A 17421-nucleotide genomic window follows, 5' to 3' on the forward strand; every position below is an offset into this window, starting at 1 on the left:
ACGATACTGCTGCCCGCTGCATCTGGAAAGATGGTCAGATGCCCTTCAGCAGCGTGCCGCCAGCAAGAAGAATAAAAGCCAGGCTCATGATCCAGAACGATGGGATCGGCACGAAGGAAAGCAGATTCAGGGCCGCGAGAAGCGCAATGATGGCAATCACGAGGCTGAGAAGAAAGACGAGCTTTGAAGGTGCGTTGAGTGTCATGGGTATCCCCAGTCAGGTTTCAGCAGGGGAAGGTTAAAGCTCGTCGCAACTTATAGGCCAATATATCGCAAAAGCGGGTTGTTGCCGTCCATCAGAAGTCTGATCGCCAATCCGACACACACAAGTACAAGCAGTGGCTTAATGATACGAGCGCCTTTCTTCATTGCAAAAGCGGCTCCGATCCGCGCTCCTGCGATCTGCGCCACCCCCATCATCAGTCCGATCTTCCAGGCTACGGCGCCGACAGCGGCAAACGCTGCAAAGCCCCCGACATTGGATGCGAAGTTGAGAAACTTCGTGTGTGCCGTCGCCTTGAGCATGCCTTGTCCGGCAAGGCCAACAAAGGCGAGCATGAAGAAGGACCCCGTTCCCGGCCCGAACGCGCCGTCGTAAAAACCCAGGAGCGGAGCAATGGTGAGACCGAAGAGAAACGGCGAGATGCGTTGCGCCTGATCGATGTCGTTCAAATTCGGTTTGAAAGCGAAATAGAGAGCAACGGCTATGAGAAGGAAGGGCAACATGCCGCGCAGAAGATCGGCCGGCAAGACAGTGGCCACGAGCGCGCCTGCGATGGATGCAAGAAAAGAGAATGCCGCTGGAAACAACTGGCTTGAAACGCGGACGTGACCGGCTTTCGCATAGGCATAGACCGCCGCCCCGCTGCCGAACATTCCCTGCAGCTTGTTGGTTCCTAGCGCAAGCACCGGCGGGAAACCGGCGAGCAGCAAGGCAGGGATGGTAACCAGGCCACCACCGCCGGCAATCGCATCCATAAAGCCGGCAAAGAAAGCCGCCAGTGTCAGCAGCAGGAGAATTTCGAGACTTGCTTCAAACATATTCAGGAGGTAGCCAGCGAGAAGATTGCTTCTTGCATCACAAGGGGATGGAGACCGCAAGGTGAATTGTGGATTGTACAGGAAGCTTTCCGCTGTGGCGCAATGAACAAGGAACCACGTTGACGGCAATGTGCGGTCAAGCAATCTGGAAGGGGTCAAGATTGAGCGCTCTCGTCTCAGCAGAATTAGGAGGCCGCCCCCGCAATCGCGTGGGAGGAACGCGCTGTGGTGACGTGATCATGCGCCCGCGAGCGGGAGGCGACCCATGCCCGCATCACCAGAAGCCATTTCACCTGCAAGGGGGCGCGCGATGACAGCCGCGATGAACGCCGTTTCGGCTGAAGTGCTCCTGTTATTGCGTTTGGCATTGACCGATGAGGCAATAGGTCCGCGTGAGGCTGTCGTGTTGCGCCGCTTCGCCGCCAGCGTTTTGAAGTTCTCCGATGATGAGGTCGCGGAGATCATGTCTGCGCTTGAAGATCTGGCGTTGGAGGTCGACATCATGCAGGCCAGAGCGAATTTTCGTCAGATGAGCCATGAAAGGCGCCTGATCCTCGCAGAAACCTTATTTGAACTGGCCATGGGTGATGCTGAGCTCGGCTGCCGGGCCGAGCGGCTTACGACGCGTGTTTGCGATGTGTTGGCACTTGGTGCCGAGGACGTTGCTCATCTCTCCGGGTGAGTTGAGGCCGTCTTGCAGTTCGGGCGCTTTTAAGTTTCCATCTTCTGAAGCCGGTCAGCCACAGCCTGTTCCAGATCCGGCGCGGCGGCCACCAGCGCACGTGCGGCCTCTGATTTCGGATGTTGCAACACAACAGCTGTGGGCCCGCTTTCCACGATTTTTCCTTCATGCATGACCATGACTTCATCGGTGATGGCACGGGCAACCGTGAGATCATGGGTGATAAAGAGATAGGTGAGATCGAGGCGCTGGTTCAGATCGGCGAAGAGGTCCAGAACCTGTGCACGGATCGAGACGTCGAGCGCGGAGACGGGCTCGTCTGCCACGATCAGCCTGGGCCCGGTGATGATGGCGCGGGCAATGGAAATGCGCTGGCGCTGACCGCCGGAAAACTCGTGCGGGTATTTGTGCATGTCGTCGGGCTTCAGCCCGACGGAGCGAAGCGCTTCGGCCACGCGTTCGCGGCGCTCGTTGGCCGAGGGTTTCCGATCAAGCAGATGCAGGGGCTCGGCCACCAGCCGCTCCACCCGATGGCGCGGGTTGAACGAACCATAGGGATCCTGAAACACCACCTGCATCTTGCGGCGGGCGTGGCGCAGCTCATGCTCGCTCTTGCCTGCGAGTGCCTCGCCATCGAGCCGGATTTCGCCTGATGTCGGCGTATCGAGCGCCAGGATCATACGCGCCAGTGTGGATTTCCCGCATCCTGAGCGCCCGACCAGCGCCACAGCATGGCCGGGCATGAGAGAGAAACTCACATTGTCCACGGCGCGGAAGGGTTCGGATTTCTGGAAAAGCCCCTTGCGGCGGCCGGGATAATCGCGTGTGACGCTGGAAACGCTGAGGAGGGGCGTTTGCTCTTGATCTTTGCCTTCTTTGGGAGGACGTGCACGGGCCGGGACATGGGTGGAGGCTTCGGCGAGCTGGCGCGTATAAGGGTGTTGCTGCTCGCTTAAAACCCTGGCCGTCGGGCCGCTTTCCATGACAGCGCCATGGCGCATCACGGTGACGCGGTCGGCCATGCCGGCGACGACGGCAAGATCGTGCGAGATGAGCATGAGGCCCATGCGGTTTTCTTCCACCAGATCGCGCAGGAGGTCGAGGATCTGTGCCTGAAGCACCACATCGAGCGCGGTGGTGGGTTCGTCGGCGATCAGGAGCTTGGGCTTCAACGCGCAGGCAATCGCGATGACGACGCGCTGACGCTGGCCGCCGGAGAGTTCGTGTGGAAAGCGTGTGAGCGGAAATTGGGCCTCGGGCAGGCCGACACGGTCGAGAATGGCACGGGCGCGCGCTTCGGCGTCGGGTCGGTTGGCGCCTGTGTGCCAGCGAATGCCTTCGGCCACCTGTTCGCCGATGGTCTTGACCGGGTTGAGCGCGGTCATGGGCTCCTGAAAGACCATGCCGAGATCGTCGCCGCGCAACCGGCACATGGCCTCTTCGGGTGCAGAGAGAATGTCGATCCCGTCGAAGGTGACACGCCCTTTCGCGCGTGCAAGCTCAGGGAGAAGCTGCATGACGGCAAGGGCGGTCATGGATTTTCCTGAACCCGATTCGCCCACGACGCCCAGCACCTCGCCGGGAGCAATCTGAAGATCGATGTCCTTCAAAACCGGATAGCCGGCGATGGAGAGCGACAGATTTTCGATTTCGAGAAGGCTCATCGCTCGCGCCTCAGCCGGGGGTCGAGAAGGTCGCGCAGACCATCGCCCAGAAGGTTGAGACCGAGGACGGTGATGACGATGGCAAGACCTGGGAAGATGGCAAGATGCGGGGCGATCATCATGCGTGTCTGCGCCTCGAAGAGCATGCGACCCCAGGAGGGCATGGGCGGCTGCGCGCCCAGGCCCAGATAGGAGAGGCCGGCTTCGGCCAGAATGCCGAGCGCAAACTGGATCGTGCCCTGCACCAGAAGCAGCGCCACGATGTTGGGCAGAATATGCTCGATGGTGATGAGCGTCTTGCTCTTGCCGGCGGCGCGGGCAGCGAGGATGAATTCGCGCGGCCAGATGGACAGGGCGCCGGCGCGCGCCACGCGGGCGAAGACCGGCACGTTGAATATGCCGATGGCGATGATGGCGTTGATTGCGCCGGGACCGAAAATGGCGGTGATCATGATAGCGGAGAGTAGGGCGGGGAAGGCGAAAACGAGATCGTTGAAACGCATGAGGATTTCGTCGACCAGGCCGCCGCGTGCCGCCGCCCATGTGCCGAGCGGAACGCCGATCCCCATGCCGATGCCGACGGCGACAATGGCAACGGCAATGGAATTGCGCGCGCCGATCATGATCATGGAAAGAATGTCGCGGCCAAGATGATCGGTGCCGAGCGGATGGGCAATCGACAGGCCCTTCATGCGGTCGGCCACGACGAGATGGGTGATATCGTAGGGTGTCCACACGAAGGAAAGGAGCGCCATGGCGGCGATAATGGCGGTAATGACAAGACCGATCACGAAGGAACGGTTGGCGAATGCCATTTGCAGGAAATGACGCTCTGGCGGGGCTTCCGGCGAAGGCGTTTCCAGGGTCATCTTCGTGTCCTCAGGCGCGGATCGACGATGGCGTAGCCGATGTCGACCAGAATGTTGACGGCGATGACCGTGGCGACGAGCAGCATCACCACACCCTCGACCACGATGAGATCGCGCTGGGTGATGGCCTGGAAAACGAGGCGTCCGAGCCCGGGCAGATAGAACACATTTTCGATGATGATAGTGCCGGCAAGCAGGAAGGCGAATTGCAGGCCGAGAATGGTGAGAACCGGGATGAGCGCATTGCGCAGCGCGTGATGCCACAGGACAATGCGGCGCGGCATGCCCTTGGCGCGGGCGGTACGGATATAGTCTTCGCCGAGCACTTCAAGCATGGCGGAACGGGTGACGCGGGCAAGGATGGCCGCCTGCGGCAGGGCGAGCGCGATGGCCGGGAGGAAAAGGGCCTTGAAACCGGCCCACAACCCGGCGTCCCAACCGGGAAACCCACCGGCAGGCACGAGGCGAAGCCATACGGCGAAAAGATAGATCAGGATGAGCGCGAACCAGAAATTGGGGATGGCGACACCGATCTGGGCCGCGCCCATGCTGATCGTGTCGGCAGGCTTTCCGCGCCTTGAGGCGGCGAAAATCCCGACGGGCAGGGCGATCGCCGTGGACAGGAACAGCGAGATGAGCGCGAGCGGCAGCGAGACCATCACGCGCTCACCGATCAGTTCGAGCACGGGTGTGGAATAGGTGTAGGAATTGCCGAAATCGCCGAACGCCATGCCCGCCACCCAGCCGAAATAGCGCAGGACCACCGGCTGATTGAGCCCCATATCCTCACGCAGGGCAGCCAGCGCCTCGGGTTCCGCATTCATCCCGAGCATCAACAGGGCGGGGTCGCCCGGGACGATTTCCAAAACCAGAAACACCACGGCAGACGCTACGATGAGCGTGACGAGGCCAATGGCGATGCGTTTTGCAAGATAGGCGAGCATGGTCAGATCCGGACCTCTCCTTTCGGGTGAGAGGTCCGTTCAGCCATTAATCAGACCATTTCACCTCTGTCAGGTCATTGGCCTGAATGGGTGAGTTTTCCCACATGCCTTTCAGCTTCGCATCCCATACGCCGATCTTGGGAAGCTGGAACATGAAACCGTTGACCGCATCCTCGGCGATGATCTTCTGGGCCGTCTGGTAGAGCTCGATGCGCTTTTTCGGGTCGGCGGTCGCCTCAAGCGCGTTCATGACTTCCTTGAAGGCGGGATTCTTGTAGTTGAAGTAATAATCGTCGCGCGCGTAGATGTTGATATCGTTCGGCTCCGTGTGGGAGACGATGGTGAGGTCGTAATCCTTGTTCTTGAAGACCTGCTCCAGCCACTGGGCCCATTCGACGGGGATGATCTCGAGTTCAATGCCGACCTGGCGCAGCTGCGAGGCAACGACCTGCCCGCCATCGCGCGCATAGGCCGGCGGCGGGAGCTTGAGCGTGGCCTTGAAACCATCCGGGTAACCGGCTTCGGCGAGCAGCGCCTTCGCTTTTGCGGGATCGTAGGGATAGGTCCCCGTCAGATCCACATAGGCCTCGTTGGCGGGCGAGAAGTGAGAGCCGATGGGCGTACCATAACCGGTACCGTTGCCGGCGATGATTTCCTCGCGGTTCAGCGCATGGGCAATGGCCTGACGCACCTTGATGTTATTGAACGGTTCCTTGCCATTGTTGGTGGAGAGGATCGTTTCGCCCTCCGTAGCACCGATGGCGACCACGAAGCGCGGATCGCTCTCGATCTGGCTGAGCGCGTCGCCTACGGGCATCTGCGGGAAGGCCTGCACATCGCCCGATAAGAGGGCTGGAATTGCGGCTGCCGCATCGGGCACCACACGGAACTCGGCCTTCTCAAGCGCAACGGGCTCGCCCCAGTAATCGGCGTTTTTCACCAGCGAGATGGAAGACCCCTTTGCCCATTTCTCGAACTTGAAGGGGCCAGTGCCGATGGGTTTTTCCTTGTTGGTCTCAGCCGATTCCGGCGCAACGATGACCGCATCGCCCCAGCCAAGATTGTAGAGAAAGGCGCCTTGCGGGGAAGACAGCGTAATCTTGACCGTTTCGGGATCGATCACCTCGACCGTATCTATGGCCGCGAAAAGCTGCTTCTGCGCATTGGTCGAATCTTCGGCGCGAGCCCGATCCAGCGTGAACTTGACGTCCTCGGCATCAAATGTGGTGCCGTCGTGGAAGGTAACGCCGGAGCGCAGCTTGAAGGTGTAGATCTTGCCGTCGTCGGAGACTTCCCAGCTTTCAGCAAGGGAGGGCAGCACCTCGCCATTGCGGCCGATGCGGGTCAGGCCCTGAAAGAGATTGGCGTAGAGGATCTCGTCTATCGCCGCGGCAGCGCTGGCGGTTGGATCGAGATGTGGCGGCTCCAGAACAACGCCGACGACGAGATCGGTGCGCGCAGCGAGCGCGGCGGAGCCTGCCATCAATAACAGGGTTGCGCCGCCGATAACGGACTTGATCGTCTTCATGTCTCTCTCCCGCAGGCCGTGTGATTTTTCAGGATTGAAGCGTGATTCAGCGCGGCTGTAAATCACGCATTGGAACGAGGTTTAACGTGGTGGAGCGACACCGCGCAACAGAACGTCGAGGCTCATGGCCATGACGGTGGCCGACTGCACCATATCCTCGATCCCGACCCATTCATCGGGCTGGTGGGCGAGGTCGAGAATGCCGGGGCCGTAGGCGACGCAGTCGTGCAGGTGCCCGATGCGCGAAATATGCTTCTGGTCATAGGTTCCGGGCGAAATGACATATTCCGGCTCCTTGCCGAAAACCTCACGGATGCCGGCGGCGATGGCGCTCGGCACGGGCGCGTCCTCCTCGGTCATCAGCGGCAGCACTTCCATCAGGTCGCGCATGGAATAGTCGAATTTCGGACGCTCGCGCTTCAGGCGTTCGAGGATGGAAACCACTTCGCCCTTCACCTGCGCAATGTCTTCCTCGATCAGGAAGCGGCGGTCGATCACCAGCCGGCAGGAATCGGCCACATTGGGCGACGGCAGTCCGGGGAAGAAATCCTCCGTCTGGCCGCCATGCACCGAGTTGATGTTCATGGTGGAGCGGCGCGCGCCTTCGGGCACGACCGGCATGCGGGTTTCCTTGGCGTCGAGTGCCGGAAAAAGCTCCTCCTCGAAGGCGTGGAGCAAAGCGCCCATATGGCGGATGGCCGAATCGCCGAGGAACGGCATCGCACCATGGGCGATGGCGCCGCGCGTTTCGATCTCCGCCCACCACACGCCGCGATGGCCAAGGCAGATGCGGTCCTTGTTGAGTGGCTCGGGTATGATGACGTGATCCACACGCGGCTTCGAGAAGAAACCCTCCCGCGCCAGATAGGCGACCCCGCCAAAGCCGCCCGATTCCTCATCCGCCGTGCCGGAGATCTCGATGGCGCCGGGAAAATCCGGATAGACCTCCAGAAACGCTTCGGCCGCGATGATGGAGGCGGCGAGACCTCCCTTCATGTCGCAGGCGCCACGCCCGAAAACCTTGCCGTCCTTGACGACGGCAGCATAGGGGTCGACTGACCAGCCTTCACCGGCTTCCACCACGTCGATATGGGAGTTGAAATGAACCGTGGCGCCGGGGCTGCGGCCTTCGCGGCGGGCGATGACATTGGTGCGGGGGTAACGGTCGGAATCGCCCGGTGCGCCCGTCCCGCGGACGAACTGGGTTGCAAACCCTTTCGCCTTCAGTCGGCGCGCGATGTATTCGCAGCAGGGCGTATAGGCGTCGCCCGGCGGGTTCACCGTGGGAAATCGGATCAGATCGGAAGTGAGTGCGACGAGGTCGTCCGTCCGGCGCCGCACCGCCAAGGCAAGCTGTTCGTTCATGAGGGCAATAGAGCGATCTAAAACCCGATTGGCAAGATCGCGCGCACGCAATTGTGAAGAGGCAGAACTTGTCCAACCATTAGCTGTATAGTTCTATTTACCAAGGACATTTGGGGTTTTGTCATCAATTGACGTTAGAAACGTCAAGACAACGGGTAGAAACTTAACACATGTAGCGGGGGGCGCTCATGAAACGGATTTTCTTTGCACTGGCCTTGGCGGGCCTGATTCTTTCGGGTGGCGTGACGCAGGGTGTCGCCGCACGCCTTGTCGCCAAGGTGAGCTTGTCCAAGCAAACCATGACGGTGATGCATGGCGGGCGCGTGTTGCATCGCTGGCGGGTTTCGACCGCGCGTCGCGGCTATGTGACACCGCGGGGGCAGTGGCGCCCCACCCGAATGCACAAGATGTGGCACTCGCGCAAATACGACATGTCGCCCATGCCCTATTCGATTTTCTACTACGGTGGTTACGCGATCCATGGCACCAATGCGGTGTCGAAGCTCGGGCGGCCTGCCTCACATGGATGTGTGCGCCTGCACACGGCCAACGCGAAGCGGCTTTACTCGCTGGTGCGGAAGGTCGGACCGCGCAACACGCGGATTGTCGTCACGGATTGATATTCCCGCGATGACTACATTTCCCAACGCTTGTGGAACCACATCCACTGGCCGGGATCCTCGCGCACCCAGCGCTCGACAACATCGTTGAGAAGTTGAGCGCTGGCATCGATGTCGATCATGCCATCCGCCTGCCGGGGCAGGGCGATTTTGTCCTCCACGATGAGGCGGTAGCGTCCGCCAGGCAGGCGCTTGCAGCGGGCGGGGTAGACATCACAGCCATATTGCCGCGCCAGCTTGGGAAGCAGCGGATTGGTTTTGCATTCGCGGCCAAAGAACCGGGTCTTCACGCCCTTGCGGAATTTCTGATCAACCAGAACCCCGATATTACCGCCATCGTCGAGAACGCGGGCAAGCTGGAGCGCCGCTCCCGCCTGTGACGGCACAAGCCCACCCATGGCGCTGCTGCGGGTTTTGAGGATGTAGTCGGCCACATAGGGATTGTTGGGCGGACGGAAGAGGGAAGTGGTGGCAAGCTCGAAGCGGGCGGCCGCGATGGGCAGAAACTCGAAATTGCCGAGATGCCCGGTGAAGAAGATATGCGGGACGCCCTTTTCATCGCGCAGGCGCTTGAAGATTTCCACACCCTCTACCTCGACGCGACCGGGTGTCTCTGCGTCGGGATCGAAATCGAACAGCTTGTCGAGAAAGACATATTCAGCGGCAAGTCGGGCCATGTTGCCCCACATGTCGAGAGCTATGGTCTCGATCTCAGCTGCGCTTTTTTCGGGATAGGCCTGTCGCAGATTGTCGACAGCGAGCCTGTGTCGCCCCACTTTAGGCCCCAGCTTGCGCGCCACCTTCTCCGCGAGGTCGAGCGCCTTTTCCGGCGGCAGCATGCGCAGGAGCGCCAACGTGCCGATCACCAGGCGCGCGGTGAGCCAGTATTCCAAAGTCTTCAGGCGTTTGCCGGCTGTGTAGAGAAAGCGCTTCATGGGCGCGGGTCAGTCCACGCGCAGGATGATCTTGCCGAAAACGTCGCGGCCTTCCATGCGAGAAAGCGCCTTGTCGATCTCGGCAAAACCGACCTCGGTGTCGATCACCGGGGAGCAAAGCCCGCGCGCCATTTTCTGCATGGCATCTGCCATGTTTTCCATGCGGCAGCCAAAAGAGCCGAAAATCTTGAGCTGCTGCTGGAAGAGCTGCATCAGGTTCATGTTGGTCGAGACACCAGAGGTGGAGCCGCAGGTGACGAGGCGTCCGCCGCGCTTCATGGAAAGGAGCGAGCCTGCCCATGTGTCGGCACCCACATGCTCGAACACCACATCGACGCCGCGCTTCTTCGTGATCTTGCGCACGACGCCCTCGAAACGGTCTTCACGGTAGTTGATGACATGATCCGCGCCGAGCGCCTTTGCCTTCTCCATCTTGTCTTCTGAGCCCACCGTGGTGATGACGGTGCAGCCCATGCTCTTGGCAAGCTGGATGGCGGCGGTGCCGATGCCCGAACCGCCGGCCTGAACGAGGATCGTTTCACCCGGCTCAAGCTTGGCATTGTCGAACAGCATGTGCTCGACGGTGCCGAAGGTGACGGGCGCAACGGCAGCACCGATTTCGTCCACACCGGGCGGGGCGGGGACGAGGAGGCGAGCCGGCAGATTGATCATTTCCTGTGCGAAACCGTCGAGGTGGAAACCGTGCACGCCGGAGACGTGTTCGCACAGATTGTCACGGCCTTCGCGGCAGGGGCGGCACAGACCGCAGGTGCGGGCGCCATAGATGGAAACGAGCTGGCCTGGAAGCAGATTGCTGACGCCGGGACCGACCGTCTCGACCACGCCGGAGGCTTCGGCGCCGACGACGAGCGGCATCTTGCGCTTGGCAAAGGCCATGCCGCGCCAGCCCCAGACATCGATATGGTTGAGGGCGACGGCGCGGATCTTCAACGTCACCTCGCCCTGTCCGGGAGGGGGCGGCGGCGCAAGATCGACGGTTTCAAGCTTGCGGTCGGCGACGAGTTGAAGTGCGCGCATAATGAATTCCGATGGTTTTGGGCAATCTGAACCGGTCGATTAGACCGGTTCGCGGGCCATGACAAGGCAGGTATTCTGTCCGCCGAAGCCGAAGGAGTTGGACAATACCGTCGAAACCTGCGCCTCGCGCTTCACATTCGGCACCACGTCGAGCTCGATTGCCGGGTCTGGCGTGTCGTAATTGATGGTGGGCGGAATGACGCCCTCGCGCATGGTCATCAGCGAGAAAACGGCCTCGATGGCACCGGCTGCCGAAAGCGTGTGGCCGATCATCGACTTGTTGGAGGAGATGGGCGTTGTCTTCATGCGCTCGCCGAAAACGGTCGAGAGCGACAGATGCTCCATCTTGTCGTTTTCGGGCGTCGAGGTGCCGTGCGCGTTGACATATTCGATCTCGTCTTCGGCCATGCCGGCATCCGCGAGGGCCGCGCGGACCGCGCCGATGGCGGGCGAGCCGTCGGGCTTGGAACGGGTGCGGTGGAAATCATCGGCCTTTTCGCCGCAGCCGCGCATGATGCCTAGAATTTCGGCACCGCGGGCAAGCGCGCTTTCAAGCGATTCCAGGACTAGCGCACCGGCTCCTTCGGCAAGGACAAAGCCGCTGCGGTCCTTTGAAAAGGGGCGCGAGGCCTTTTCCGGCGCATCGTTCTGGGTGGTCAACGCAGAAAGAAGCGAGAAACGGATCAGCGCTTCGGCGGTCGCCGAACCATCCGCGCCTATGGCAAGCGCCCGGTCGCATTCGCCACGGCGGATTGCTTCGGTGCCGAGCTGGATGGCGGTTGCGCCCGACGCGCAGGCCGTCGACATGGTGATCGGCAGGCCGCGCGTTCCGTAGCGCTCGGCGAGGCGATCGGCAATGGTGCCGAACTGGCTTTCCTCGAAAAGCTCCATGGCACGGGCTTCCCTTGCCGCTTCGATGAGCGAGGGATTGCCATTGTGGCTGCGGGCTTTGGCATAAAGCGCAAGGCGATGATGCCAGTCGAGCTCGACGGGAGGAGCGGCAAGAAAGAGTGGGCCGCCGAAATCGGAGGCGGGCAGACCGGACTGTTCGATGGCTTCCGCCGCCACGAGATCGGCCATATGGTGGGTGTGGACGCTTGCGCCCCTGGTGCTTGACGGCAGGAAGTCGACCATGCCGGAAATGGTTGTGGCCAGATGATCGGTGGGAAAGCGCGTGATGGGGTGGATGCCGGACCGCCCGCTGATCAGCGCGTCCCAGTTTTCCTGTCGGCCCTGGCCGAGAGAGGTGACGACGCCCATTCCGGTGACGGCGATTACGGGTCTTCCAAAGCTGTCGGTCGTTTTCACGGGATCGCTTTCTCTAAAATCCTCCGGGCCGGAAGGATCAGGCCCTTTTTATAAGGCCCATGCCTTCATAGCAGTGATAGCCTATGGCAGTCGCCAGAACTGCGTCTGGGCTTCCGTCGAAAGCGGCTTCGCTTGCGCTGTCGAAAGCCGGGTAGGGGCTGCCATGGTGCACGGCAAGCGCGGCCAGGGCTACCGCGAAGGGAAACTGTGCTTCCTTCATATGGCCGGTAAGCGAAGAGAACCCGCGCAGCGCGATGTTGTCGTGACGGGAAAGCGCTTCGCGTTCGGCTGCCGTAGCCGCATGGGCACCGGATGCGCCTGAAAGAGCAAGAACAGGCGTCTTGGGAAGGGAGAGGTGATCGAGCATTTCTGCGATACCGTCTGCCAAGGGTTCGCTCTTGCGGCGGGTGCGGCGCGAAACGACCGGGCCGATGGATGCATAGGCCTTGCGTCCACGCTTTTCCGCATGCTCGCGCGATTCCAGGATCAGGAACGCCGCGCCGGAGCCGGTGACCACACCACCGCCCTCTGCCTCGCTGCGCTGCCATACCGGCTTCCAGTCTTCGCGATGCAGAAAACCGGCGAGTTCATAGGCAAGCAGCATGTCGGAATGTTCGGTCTGGAACGACGCGCCGACCAGGACATGCGAGGACTGACCGGAGCGAATGCGCGCGGCGGCGGTCTCAATGGCGGAGACCCCGGCGCCTTCCTCACCCATGAAAGTGCGCGACGAACCCGTCACCTTGTGGACGATGGAGATGTTGCCGGCCAGAAGGTTCGAGAGCTGTGCCAGGAACAGGGTCGGGCGCAGCTCTGTCGTGAGCTTCTCGTTGAGCAGGATGTCATGGTCGTCACGCTCGAGCGATGCGGCGAGAATGGCCTCGTCCACCGTCTCGTCACGCTCGCCGCCACCGGCGGCCACCACCATGTCCATCGTCGCGCAAAGCGCTTCATCGTCCTTCATGCCCGCATCGTCGAGCGCGAGGCCGGCCGCATAGGTGCCAAGGCGTTGCCAGGTTTCCATCTGCCGCTGATCGCCGCGTCGCGGGATCTGCTGGCCCCAGTCGATCTCGGGCAGGGGATGGATGCTGTAAGGTGCAAACCGTTCCCGATCGAGCACGGGAGAGGGCGCCTTTGCCGTCAGCGCCTGCCAGTGGGCATCCGCTCCCTCTCCAAGCGAGGAAACGATACCCATGCCGGTGATAACTACGTCGCGCGGGCTCATGCCGCTCCCTTCAACGCTCAACTGTCAGGAAAACTCAGCCGGCTTTTGCAGCCACCAGATCGTCGATCTTGGCGCAGAGGTTTTTCATGACGAAATACTCTTCCGTCGAAACCTTGCCGTCATTGACCTCCTGGGTCCACTTTTCCAGCGGAACCTTGATGCCGAATTCCTTGTCGATGGCAAAGACGATGTCGAGGAAGTCGAGGCTGTCGATGCCCAGATCGTCAATGGTGTGGCTTTCGGGGGTGATTTTCTCGCGATCGATCTCGCTGGTTTCAGCGATGATGTCGGCAACCTTGTCGAATGTCGTCACGTGCGGCCCTCAGTCTGGGGAGATTCTCTTACAATAGGATGATCGTGGGGTCTCTAATCGGTTTTTGCCGGCAGGAAAAGGGGCTATAGGTACCGCTGATGCCACGATCAGTTGAATTTGATGCGTGCGGCCACCGAAAGATTGTCGCCTCCGCGTGACAAAATAATGGCTTCGCCTTCCCGCGCCGATGCACCGATCAAGGCTTCGATGACTTCGAGGTGGGTGATGAGAAACAGGTTTCCCGAGCCGGTGTAGCTGTTGATTCGATCCAGTATTTCCGCCTTCTTCTGTTCCATTTCGCTGTCGTCTACGGGCAGATCGAGCGCGGGGAAGGCCTCCACCAGTTGCGAACCGAACGCCTGGGTCGCGGTGTCGCGGGTGCGGCAGTAGCGGCTGGCAAGAACCTTTTCCACCGGCGCAGCGCGCGCCTCGACCAAAGCGCCAATGCGTCGCGCCTGCAGGCGGCCACGCTCGGAAAGGTTGCGTTGGGTGCCGCATTTCTCGAGGTCGAAATTGGCCGGATCGCCGCTACCGGGTGCAATGGCGTGCCGCATCAGAACAACCTGCCCACCATTGCGCAACAGCGCCCAGCCGGCCTCTGTTGCCTGCGCCGAAAAGGTGGCGAAAAGAAAAATGACGGCAACAACCAGGCGAAGCATAGGGCAATCCTCAAATCAATGCTCTTAGCATATAGGCACCGGGACCGGAGTTGAAACCCGCCTCTCGCCTCAAAGCCGCCTCATCCGCTGAGTGGATTTGTCTGACGGATGGTTTCCCTTGGCAACCATTGCAGCTAAACAGTCTGCATGTCTCCGCTCGTTGAAACCGTTTCCTTCGTTTTTGGACTTGTTGCATTCGGCTATGTGGCCGGTTGGACCGGGCTGCTGAAGCCGCAGACAGGCGATGCCCTGAGCGAATTCGCCGTGACCATCGCCGTGCCGCTTCTGCTTTTCCGCACCATGGCGGGGGCCGTGTTCGACGGCAGCCTGCCATGGGCCCTGTGGATCACCTATTTTACCGCTGTCGCTGTCGCCTGGGTGGTGGGGCATTTTACGATTGTTCACCTGTTCGGCCGCGATGCGCGTGCCGGCGTGGTGGCGGGCCTGTCCACGAGTTTTTCGAACCTTGTCCTGCTCGGCATCCCCTTCATGCTCGGCGTGTTTGGACAGGAGGGGTTCGAGATCCTGTCGCTGATCGTGTCGATCCATCTGCCGATCATGATGGGAATGTCGATTCTCTTGTTTGCTCTGGTCGGACGTAAGGGCGGCAGTGCGCTTTCAATCATCCGCGAGTTTCTCACGCGGCTTTTCTCCAGCCCGCTGATCATCGGTATCATTGCGGGCCTGCTCTGGCGTTACTCGGGGCTTGAGATGCCGGCTCTGGGGGTCCGGTTTGTCGACGCCCTTGCCAATGTCGCCGGACCTGTCGCGCTTTTCGCCATGGGGCTCGGATTGCGCCGCTTTGGCATTTCGGGCGATGTGCGCCCGGCAATCGTGATCGCAGCGTTGAAACTTTTCCTGATGCCTGCCGTTGCCCTTGGGGTGGCGCTGGTGATCGGTCTGCCGGTGTTCAGCGCACAGATCGCGATCGTCGCGGCCGGTCTGCCTTCCGGGGTCAATCCTTATCTGATTGCATCACGCTTCGGCACGGGACAGGCGCTGGCTTCCAACGCGATGACCATCGCCACAGCCTTGGCGGTGCTCTCGACCGCGTTCTGGCTATCGGTGCTTCACTGAATCTATCAATGAGGCCAGGTAGCCCTTAGCGACGAGACCCGGCGGGCGCTACGGTGCCGCGAACATACAGGAGAAGACGCAGATGCTTCAGAAGACCAGCCATTTCATGCGCCAGGCGAATTTCATAGATGGAGCCTGGGTCAACGCGGATTCAGGGCAAACCATCGATGTGGTCAATCCGGCCAGCGGCCAGACGATCGGCACTGTGCCAAAGGCAGGCACGGCCGAAACCCGCCGCGCCATCGAGGCCGCCGAAGCCGCTTTTCATTCCTGGAAAAAGACTTCCGCCGACCATCGTGCCAAGCTTCTGCGCAAGCTGCATGACGCGATCATGGACAATCAGGACGCACTCGCCGAACTTCTGGTCATGGAGCAGGGCAAGTCGTTTGCCGAGGCGAAGGGCGAGGTCGGGATGTCGGCTGCCTATATCCTCTGGTATGCTGAAGAAGGACGCCGGGTCTATGGCGACGTGGTGCCTTCGCCCTGGTCCGACCGGCGCATCCTGGTGACCAAGGAACCGGTCGGCGTCATCGGTGCGATCACACCGTGGAACTTTCCCTCCTCCATGCTGGCGCGCAAACTCGGCCCGGCGCTTGCCTCCGGCTGCACTGCAGTGGCCAAACCGGCTTCGCAGACCCCGTATTCCGGGCTCGCCTGGGGTGTGTTGTGCGAAGAGGTGGGGTTTCCAAAAGGTGTGGTGAACATCGTCACCGGCGCGGCATCCGAAATCGGCGATGAACTTTGCCAGAACCCGCTTGTACGCAAGATCACGTTTACCGGCTCCACCGAGGTGGGAAAGACGCTGATCGAAAAGACTGCGGGCACGGTGAAGAAAGTGTCCATGGAACTGGGCGGAAACGCACCTTTCCTCGTTTTCGACGACGCGGATATCGACCGCGCTGTCGAAGGGGCGATTGCAGCTAAGTACCGCAATTCCGGCCAGACCTGCGTCTGCACAAACCGGTTCTTCGTGCAGGCGGGTGTCTATGAGGCGTTTGTCGAAAAACTTTCGGCCGCCGCCGAGAGGCTCAAAGTGGGGCCCGGCCTCGAGGAAGGAACCCAGCAGGGCCCGTTGATCGATGAGAAGGCGGTCGAGAAGGTTGAAGAGCTGATCGCCGACGCCACGAGCAAGGGTGGCAAGCTGGCTGCCGGCGGGTCGCGCCATGCGCTGGGAGGTACTTTCTTTCAGCCGACTGTCATCTCCAATGCCACGCCGGACATGCGCTTCATGAAGGAGGAGATTTTCGGCCCCGTGGCGCCGGTGTTCCGGTTTGAGACGGAAGAAGAGGCCGTCAAACTCGCCAATGACACCGTGTTCGGCCTTGCCTGCTATTTCTACACCGGCGATCTGGGACGGGCCTTCCGCGTTATGGAAGGGCTGAAATACGGCTTGGTCGGGGTAAACGAGGGCATTATCACCACGGTCGAAGCGCCGTTTGGTGGTCTCAAGGAATCGGGCCTCGGCAAGGAGGGCGGACATCAGGGCATCGAAGATTATCTCGATACAAAATATGTCTGCATCGGCGGATTGGGTTTATAACCTTTTTGGGCCTATAGTCCTTTACGAAGTCCGAAATGAAAAACCGGCATCGACGTGCCGGTTTTTTCTTGGCTTTTTCGGAGTGCGGCAGAGTCCCTATGGCACGGGTAGGTGGCTGCGGGTTAAGTAGTGCACTTGACGAGTCGGAGGGACCAGATGCCGCTTCAGCATAAAACCGGATCGAGGCGCTTCGTGATTGCGAGTGCCGGGTTTCTAATGGCGGTTGTCGCGATTTATGCGGCTTACAGACTCTTCACACCTCCTGCCCCCGAAATCGATGTGGCCTATAACACAGTGAGCAGGGATGGCATTTATCAGGTCATGTTCGAGACGGAAGCACAGCCCATCCCCCTCAATGAAACCCATGATTGGGTGGTGACAATCACGACACCTGACGGCGCGCCAGTCACCGATGCCTCTCTGTCCATCGACGGCGGTATGCCGGCCCACGCCCACGGATTGCCGACAGAACCGCAACTGGCCGAAAATCTCGGCGAGGGGCAATATCGGGTGGAAGGAATGCGCTTCAACATGGGCGGGCACTGGGAAATCCGCATCGGGATCTCGGCCGATCCGGGGCTCGATGAGGCGGTCTTCAATCTGGATCTGTGAT

The 17421-nt window shown here is 60.7% G+C and carries 18 protein-coding genes; 5 read left to right on the forward strand and 13 right to left on the reverse strand.

Annotation, left to right across the window (positions count from 1 at the left end; translation table 11 throughout):
• Positions 1-34 precede the first annotated feature (34 nt).
• Together AC2CHD_RS00845 and AC2CHD_RS00850 are read right to left on the reverse strand one after the other, a co-directional pair.
• Positions 35-205 carry a hypothetical protein gene (locus AC2CHD_RS00845; protein WP_484552250.1) on the reverse strand — a complete coding sequence of 57 codons (171 nt, stop codon included), beginning with the start codon at positions 203-205 and terminating at the stop codon, positions 35-37.
• 50 nt (positions 206-255) lie between these two features.
• On the reverse strand, positions 256-1041 hold the full coding sequence (locus AC2CHD_RS00850) for a TSUP family transporter (protein ID WP_484552251.1): 786 nt from the start codon (positions 1039-1041) through the stop codon (positions 256-258).
• A gap of 265 nt (positions 1042-1306) precedes the next feature.
• Here AC2CHD_RS00850 and AC2CHD_RS00855 point away from each other — a divergent pair, with 265 nt between their 5' ends.
• A complete protein-coding gene (locus AC2CHD_RS00855) occupies positions 1307-1723 on the forward strand; it encodes a TerB family tellurite resistance protein (protein WP_484552252.1) in 417 nt (138 codons plus the stop codon).
• A 29-nt stretch (positions 1724-1752) separates the two neighbouring features.
• Here the strand turns inward: AC2CHD_RS00855 and AC2CHD_RS00860 are convergent, their stop codons facing one another.
• The 5 genes from AC2CHD_RS00860 to AC2CHD_RS00880 form a co-directional block, all read right to left on the reverse strand.
• Positions 1753-3387: an ABC transporter ATP-binding protein gene (locus AC2CHD_RS00860; protein WP_484552253.1), complete on the reverse strand. Its 1635-nt coding sequence runs from the start codon at positions 3385-3387 to the stop codon at positions 1753-1755.
• The gene (locus AC2CHD_RS00865; RefSeq protein ID WP_484552254.1) at positions 3384-4256 is read right to left on the reverse strand and encodes an ABC transporter permease; all 873 of its coding nucleotides are present in this window, start codon (positions 4254-4256) and stop codon (positions 3384-3386) included. The genes AC2CHD_RS00860 and AC2CHD_RS00865 overlap by 4 nt, the downstream gene beginning before the upstream one ends.
• The gene (locus tag AC2CHD_RS00870) at positions 4253-5200 is read right to left on the reverse strand and encodes an ABC transporter permease (protein WP_484552255.1); all 948 of its coding nucleotides are present in this window, start codon (positions 5198-5200) and stop codon (positions 4253-4255) included. The genes AC2CHD_RS00865 and AC2CHD_RS00870 overlap by 4 nt, the downstream gene beginning before the upstream one ends.
• A 46-nt stretch (positions 5201-5246) precedes the next feature.
• Entirely contained in the window at positions 5247-6728 is a 1482-nt protein-coding gene (locus tag AC2CHD_RS00875; RefSeq protein WP_484552256.1) for an ABC transporter substrate-binding protein, read from the reverse strand.
• An 81-nt stretch (positions 6729-6809) separates the two neighbouring features.
• Positions 6810-8093, reverse strand: coding sequence for an acetylornithine deacetylase/succinyl-diaminopimelate desuccinylase family protein (locus tag AC2CHD_RS00880; RefSeq protein ID WP_484552257.1), 1284 nt, complete (start codon positions 8091-8093; stop codon positions 6810-6812).
• A gap of 188 nt (positions 8094-8281) precedes the next feature.
• On the opposite strand from AC2CHD_RS00880, the gene AC2CHD_RS00885 reads away from it, so the two are divergent.
• Positions 8282-8713 (forward strand): L,D-transpeptidase, encoded by a 432-nt coding sequence (locus AC2CHD_RS00885; protein ID WP_229447037.1) that lies wholly within the window; start codon positions 8282-8284, stop codon positions 8711-8713.
• A 14-nt stretch (positions 8714-8727) separates the two neighbouring features.
• On the opposite strand, the gene AC2CHD_RS00890 is transcribed toward AC2CHD_RS00885, so the two are convergent.
• From AC2CHD_RS00890 to AC2CHD_RS00915, 6 genes are all read right to left on the reverse strand, one after another.
• Complete coding sequence (locus tag AC2CHD_RS00890) at positions 8728-9648, reverse strand: lipid A biosynthesis lauroyl acyltransferase (protein WP_484552258.1); 921 nt, start codon at positions 9646-9648, stop codon at positions 8728-8730.
• A gap of 9 nt (positions 9649-9657) precedes the next feature.
• Positions 9658-10686 carry a zinc-binding dehydrogenase gene (locus AC2CHD_RS00895; RefSeq protein WP_229447035.1) on the reverse strand — a complete coding sequence of 343 codons (1029 nt, stop codon included), beginning with the start codon at positions 10684-10686 and terminating at the stop codon, positions 9658-9660.
• A 39-nt stretch (positions 10687-10725) separates the two neighbouring features.
• Positions 10726-11946 (reverse strand): beta-ketoacyl-ACP synthase, encoded by a 1221-nt coding sequence (locus AC2CHD_RS00900; RefSeq protein ID WP_484553179.1) that lies wholly within the window; start codon positions 11944-11946, stop codon positions 10726-10728.
• A gap of 85 nt (positions 11947-12031) precedes the next feature.
• Positions 12032-13219 (reverse strand): beta-ketoacyl-ACP synthase, encoded by a 1188-nt coding sequence (locus AC2CHD_RS00905; RefSeq protein ID WP_484552259.1) that lies wholly within the window; start codon positions 13217-13219, stop codon positions 12032-12034.
• 34 nt (positions 13220-13253) lie between these two features.
• Positions 13254-13532, reverse strand: a complete 279-nt coding sequence (locus tag AC2CHD_RS00910) for an acyl carrier protein (RefSeq protein ID WP_007009717.1) — start codon at positions 13530-13532, stop codon at positions 13254-13256.
• Between the two features lie 107 nt (positions 13533-13639).
• The gene (locus AC2CHD_RS00915; protein WP_484552260.1) at positions 13640-14191 is read right to left on the reverse strand and encodes a histidine phosphatase family protein; all 552 of its coding nucleotides are present in this window, start codon (positions 14189-14191) and stop codon (positions 13640-13642) included.
• Positions 14192-14338: 147 nt separating this feature from the next.
• On the opposite strand from AC2CHD_RS00915, the gene AC2CHD_RS00920 reads away from it, so the two are divergent.
• The 3 genes from AC2CHD_RS00920 to AC2CHD_RS00930 all read left to right on the forward strand — a co-directional run bounded on the left by AC2CHD_RS00920 (position 14339) and on the right by AC2CHD_RS00930 (position 17420).
• Entirely contained in the window at positions 14339-15268 is a 930-nt protein-coding gene (locus AC2CHD_RS00920) for an AEC family transporter (RefSeq protein ID WP_484552261.1), read from the forward strand.
• Between the two features lie 82 nt (positions 15269-15350).
• Complete coding sequence (locus tag AC2CHD_RS00925) at positions 15351-16808, forward strand: NAD-dependent succinate-semialdehyde dehydrogenase (RefSeq protein WP_484552262.1); 1458 nt, start codon at positions 15351-15353, stop codon at positions 16806-16808.
• A 156-nt stretch (positions 16809-16964) separates the two neighbouring features.
• On the forward strand, positions 16965-17420 hold the full coding sequence (locus AC2CHD_RS00930; protein WP_484552263.1) for a FixH family protein: 456 nt from the start codon (positions 16965-16967) through the stop codon (positions 17418-17420).
• Position 17421: the final 1 nt, after the last annotated feature.

Source organism: Nitratireductor sp. ATLC21, assembly GCF_057196525.1.

Coding starts and splice junctions, on each gene's coding strand:
- AC2CHD_RS00890 (WP_484552258.1), bottom strand. CDS start 9,648: ATGAAGCGCTTTCTCTACACAGCCGGCAAACGCCTGAAGACTTTGGAA.
- AC2CHD_RS00925 (WP_484552262.1), top strand. CDS start 15,351: ATGCTTCAGAAGACCAGCCATTTCATGCGCCAGGCGAATTTCATAGAT.
- AC2CHD_RS00900 (WP_484553179.1), bottom strand. CDS start 11,946: ATGGGCGTCGTCACCTCTCTCGGCCAGGGCCGACAGGAAAACTGGGAC.
- AC2CHD_RS00905 (WP_484552259.1), bottom strand. CDS start 13,219: ATGAGCCCGCGCGACGTAGTTATCACCGGCATGGGTATCGTTTCCTCG.
- AC2CHD_RS00880 (WP_484552257.1), bottom strand. CDS start 8,093: ATGAACGAACAGCTTGCCTTGGCGGTGCGGCGCCGGACGGACGACCTC.
- AC2CHD_RS00915 (WP_484552260.1), bottom strand. CDS start 14,191: ATGCTTCGCCTGGTTGTTGCCGTCATTTTTCTTTTCGCCACCTTTTCG.
- AC2CHD_RS00870 (WP_484552255.1), bottom strand. CDS start 5,200: ATGCTCGCCTATCTTGCAAAACGCATCGCCATTGGCCTCGTCACGCTC.
- AC2CHD_RS00855 (WP_484552252.1), top strand. CDS start 1,307: ATGCCCGCATCACCAGAAGCCATTTCACCTGCAAGGGGGCGCGCGATG.
- AC2CHD_RS00885 (WP_229447037.1), top strand. CDS start 8,282: ATGAAACGGATTTTCTTTGCACTGGCCTTGGCGGGCCTGATTCTTTCG.
- AC2CHD_RS00930 (WP_484552263.1), top strand. CDS start 16,965: ATGCCGCTTCAGCATAAAACCGGATCGAGGCGCTTCGTGATTGCGAGT.
- AC2CHD_RS00845 (WP_484552250.1), bottom strand. CDS start 205: ATGACACTCAACGCACCTTCAAAGCTCGTCTTTCTTCTCAGCCTCGTG.
- AC2CHD_RS00920 (WP_484552261.1), top strand. CDS start 14,339: ATGTCTCCGCTCGTTGAAACCGTTTCCTTCGTTTTTGGACTTGTTGCA.
- AC2CHD_RS00875 (WP_484552256.1), bottom strand. CDS start 6,728: ATGAAGACGATCAAGTCCGTTATCGGCGGCGCAACCCTGTTATTGATG.
- AC2CHD_RS00860 (WP_484552253.1), bottom strand. CDS start 3,387: ATGAGCCTTCTCGAAATCGAAAATCTGTCGCTCTCCATCGCCGGCTAT.
- AC2CHD_RS00850 (WP_484552251.1), bottom strand. CDS start 1,041: ATGTTTGAAGCAAGTCTCGAAATTCTCCTGCTGCTGACACTGGCGGCT.
- AC2CHD_RS00895 (WP_229447035.1), bottom strand. CDS start 10,686: ATGCGCGCACTTCAACTCGTCGCCGACCGCAAGCTTGAAACCGTCGAT.
- AC2CHD_RS00865 (WP_484552254.1), bottom strand. CDS start 4,256: ATGACCCTGGAAACGCCTTCGCCGGAAGCCCCGCCAGAGCGTCATTTC.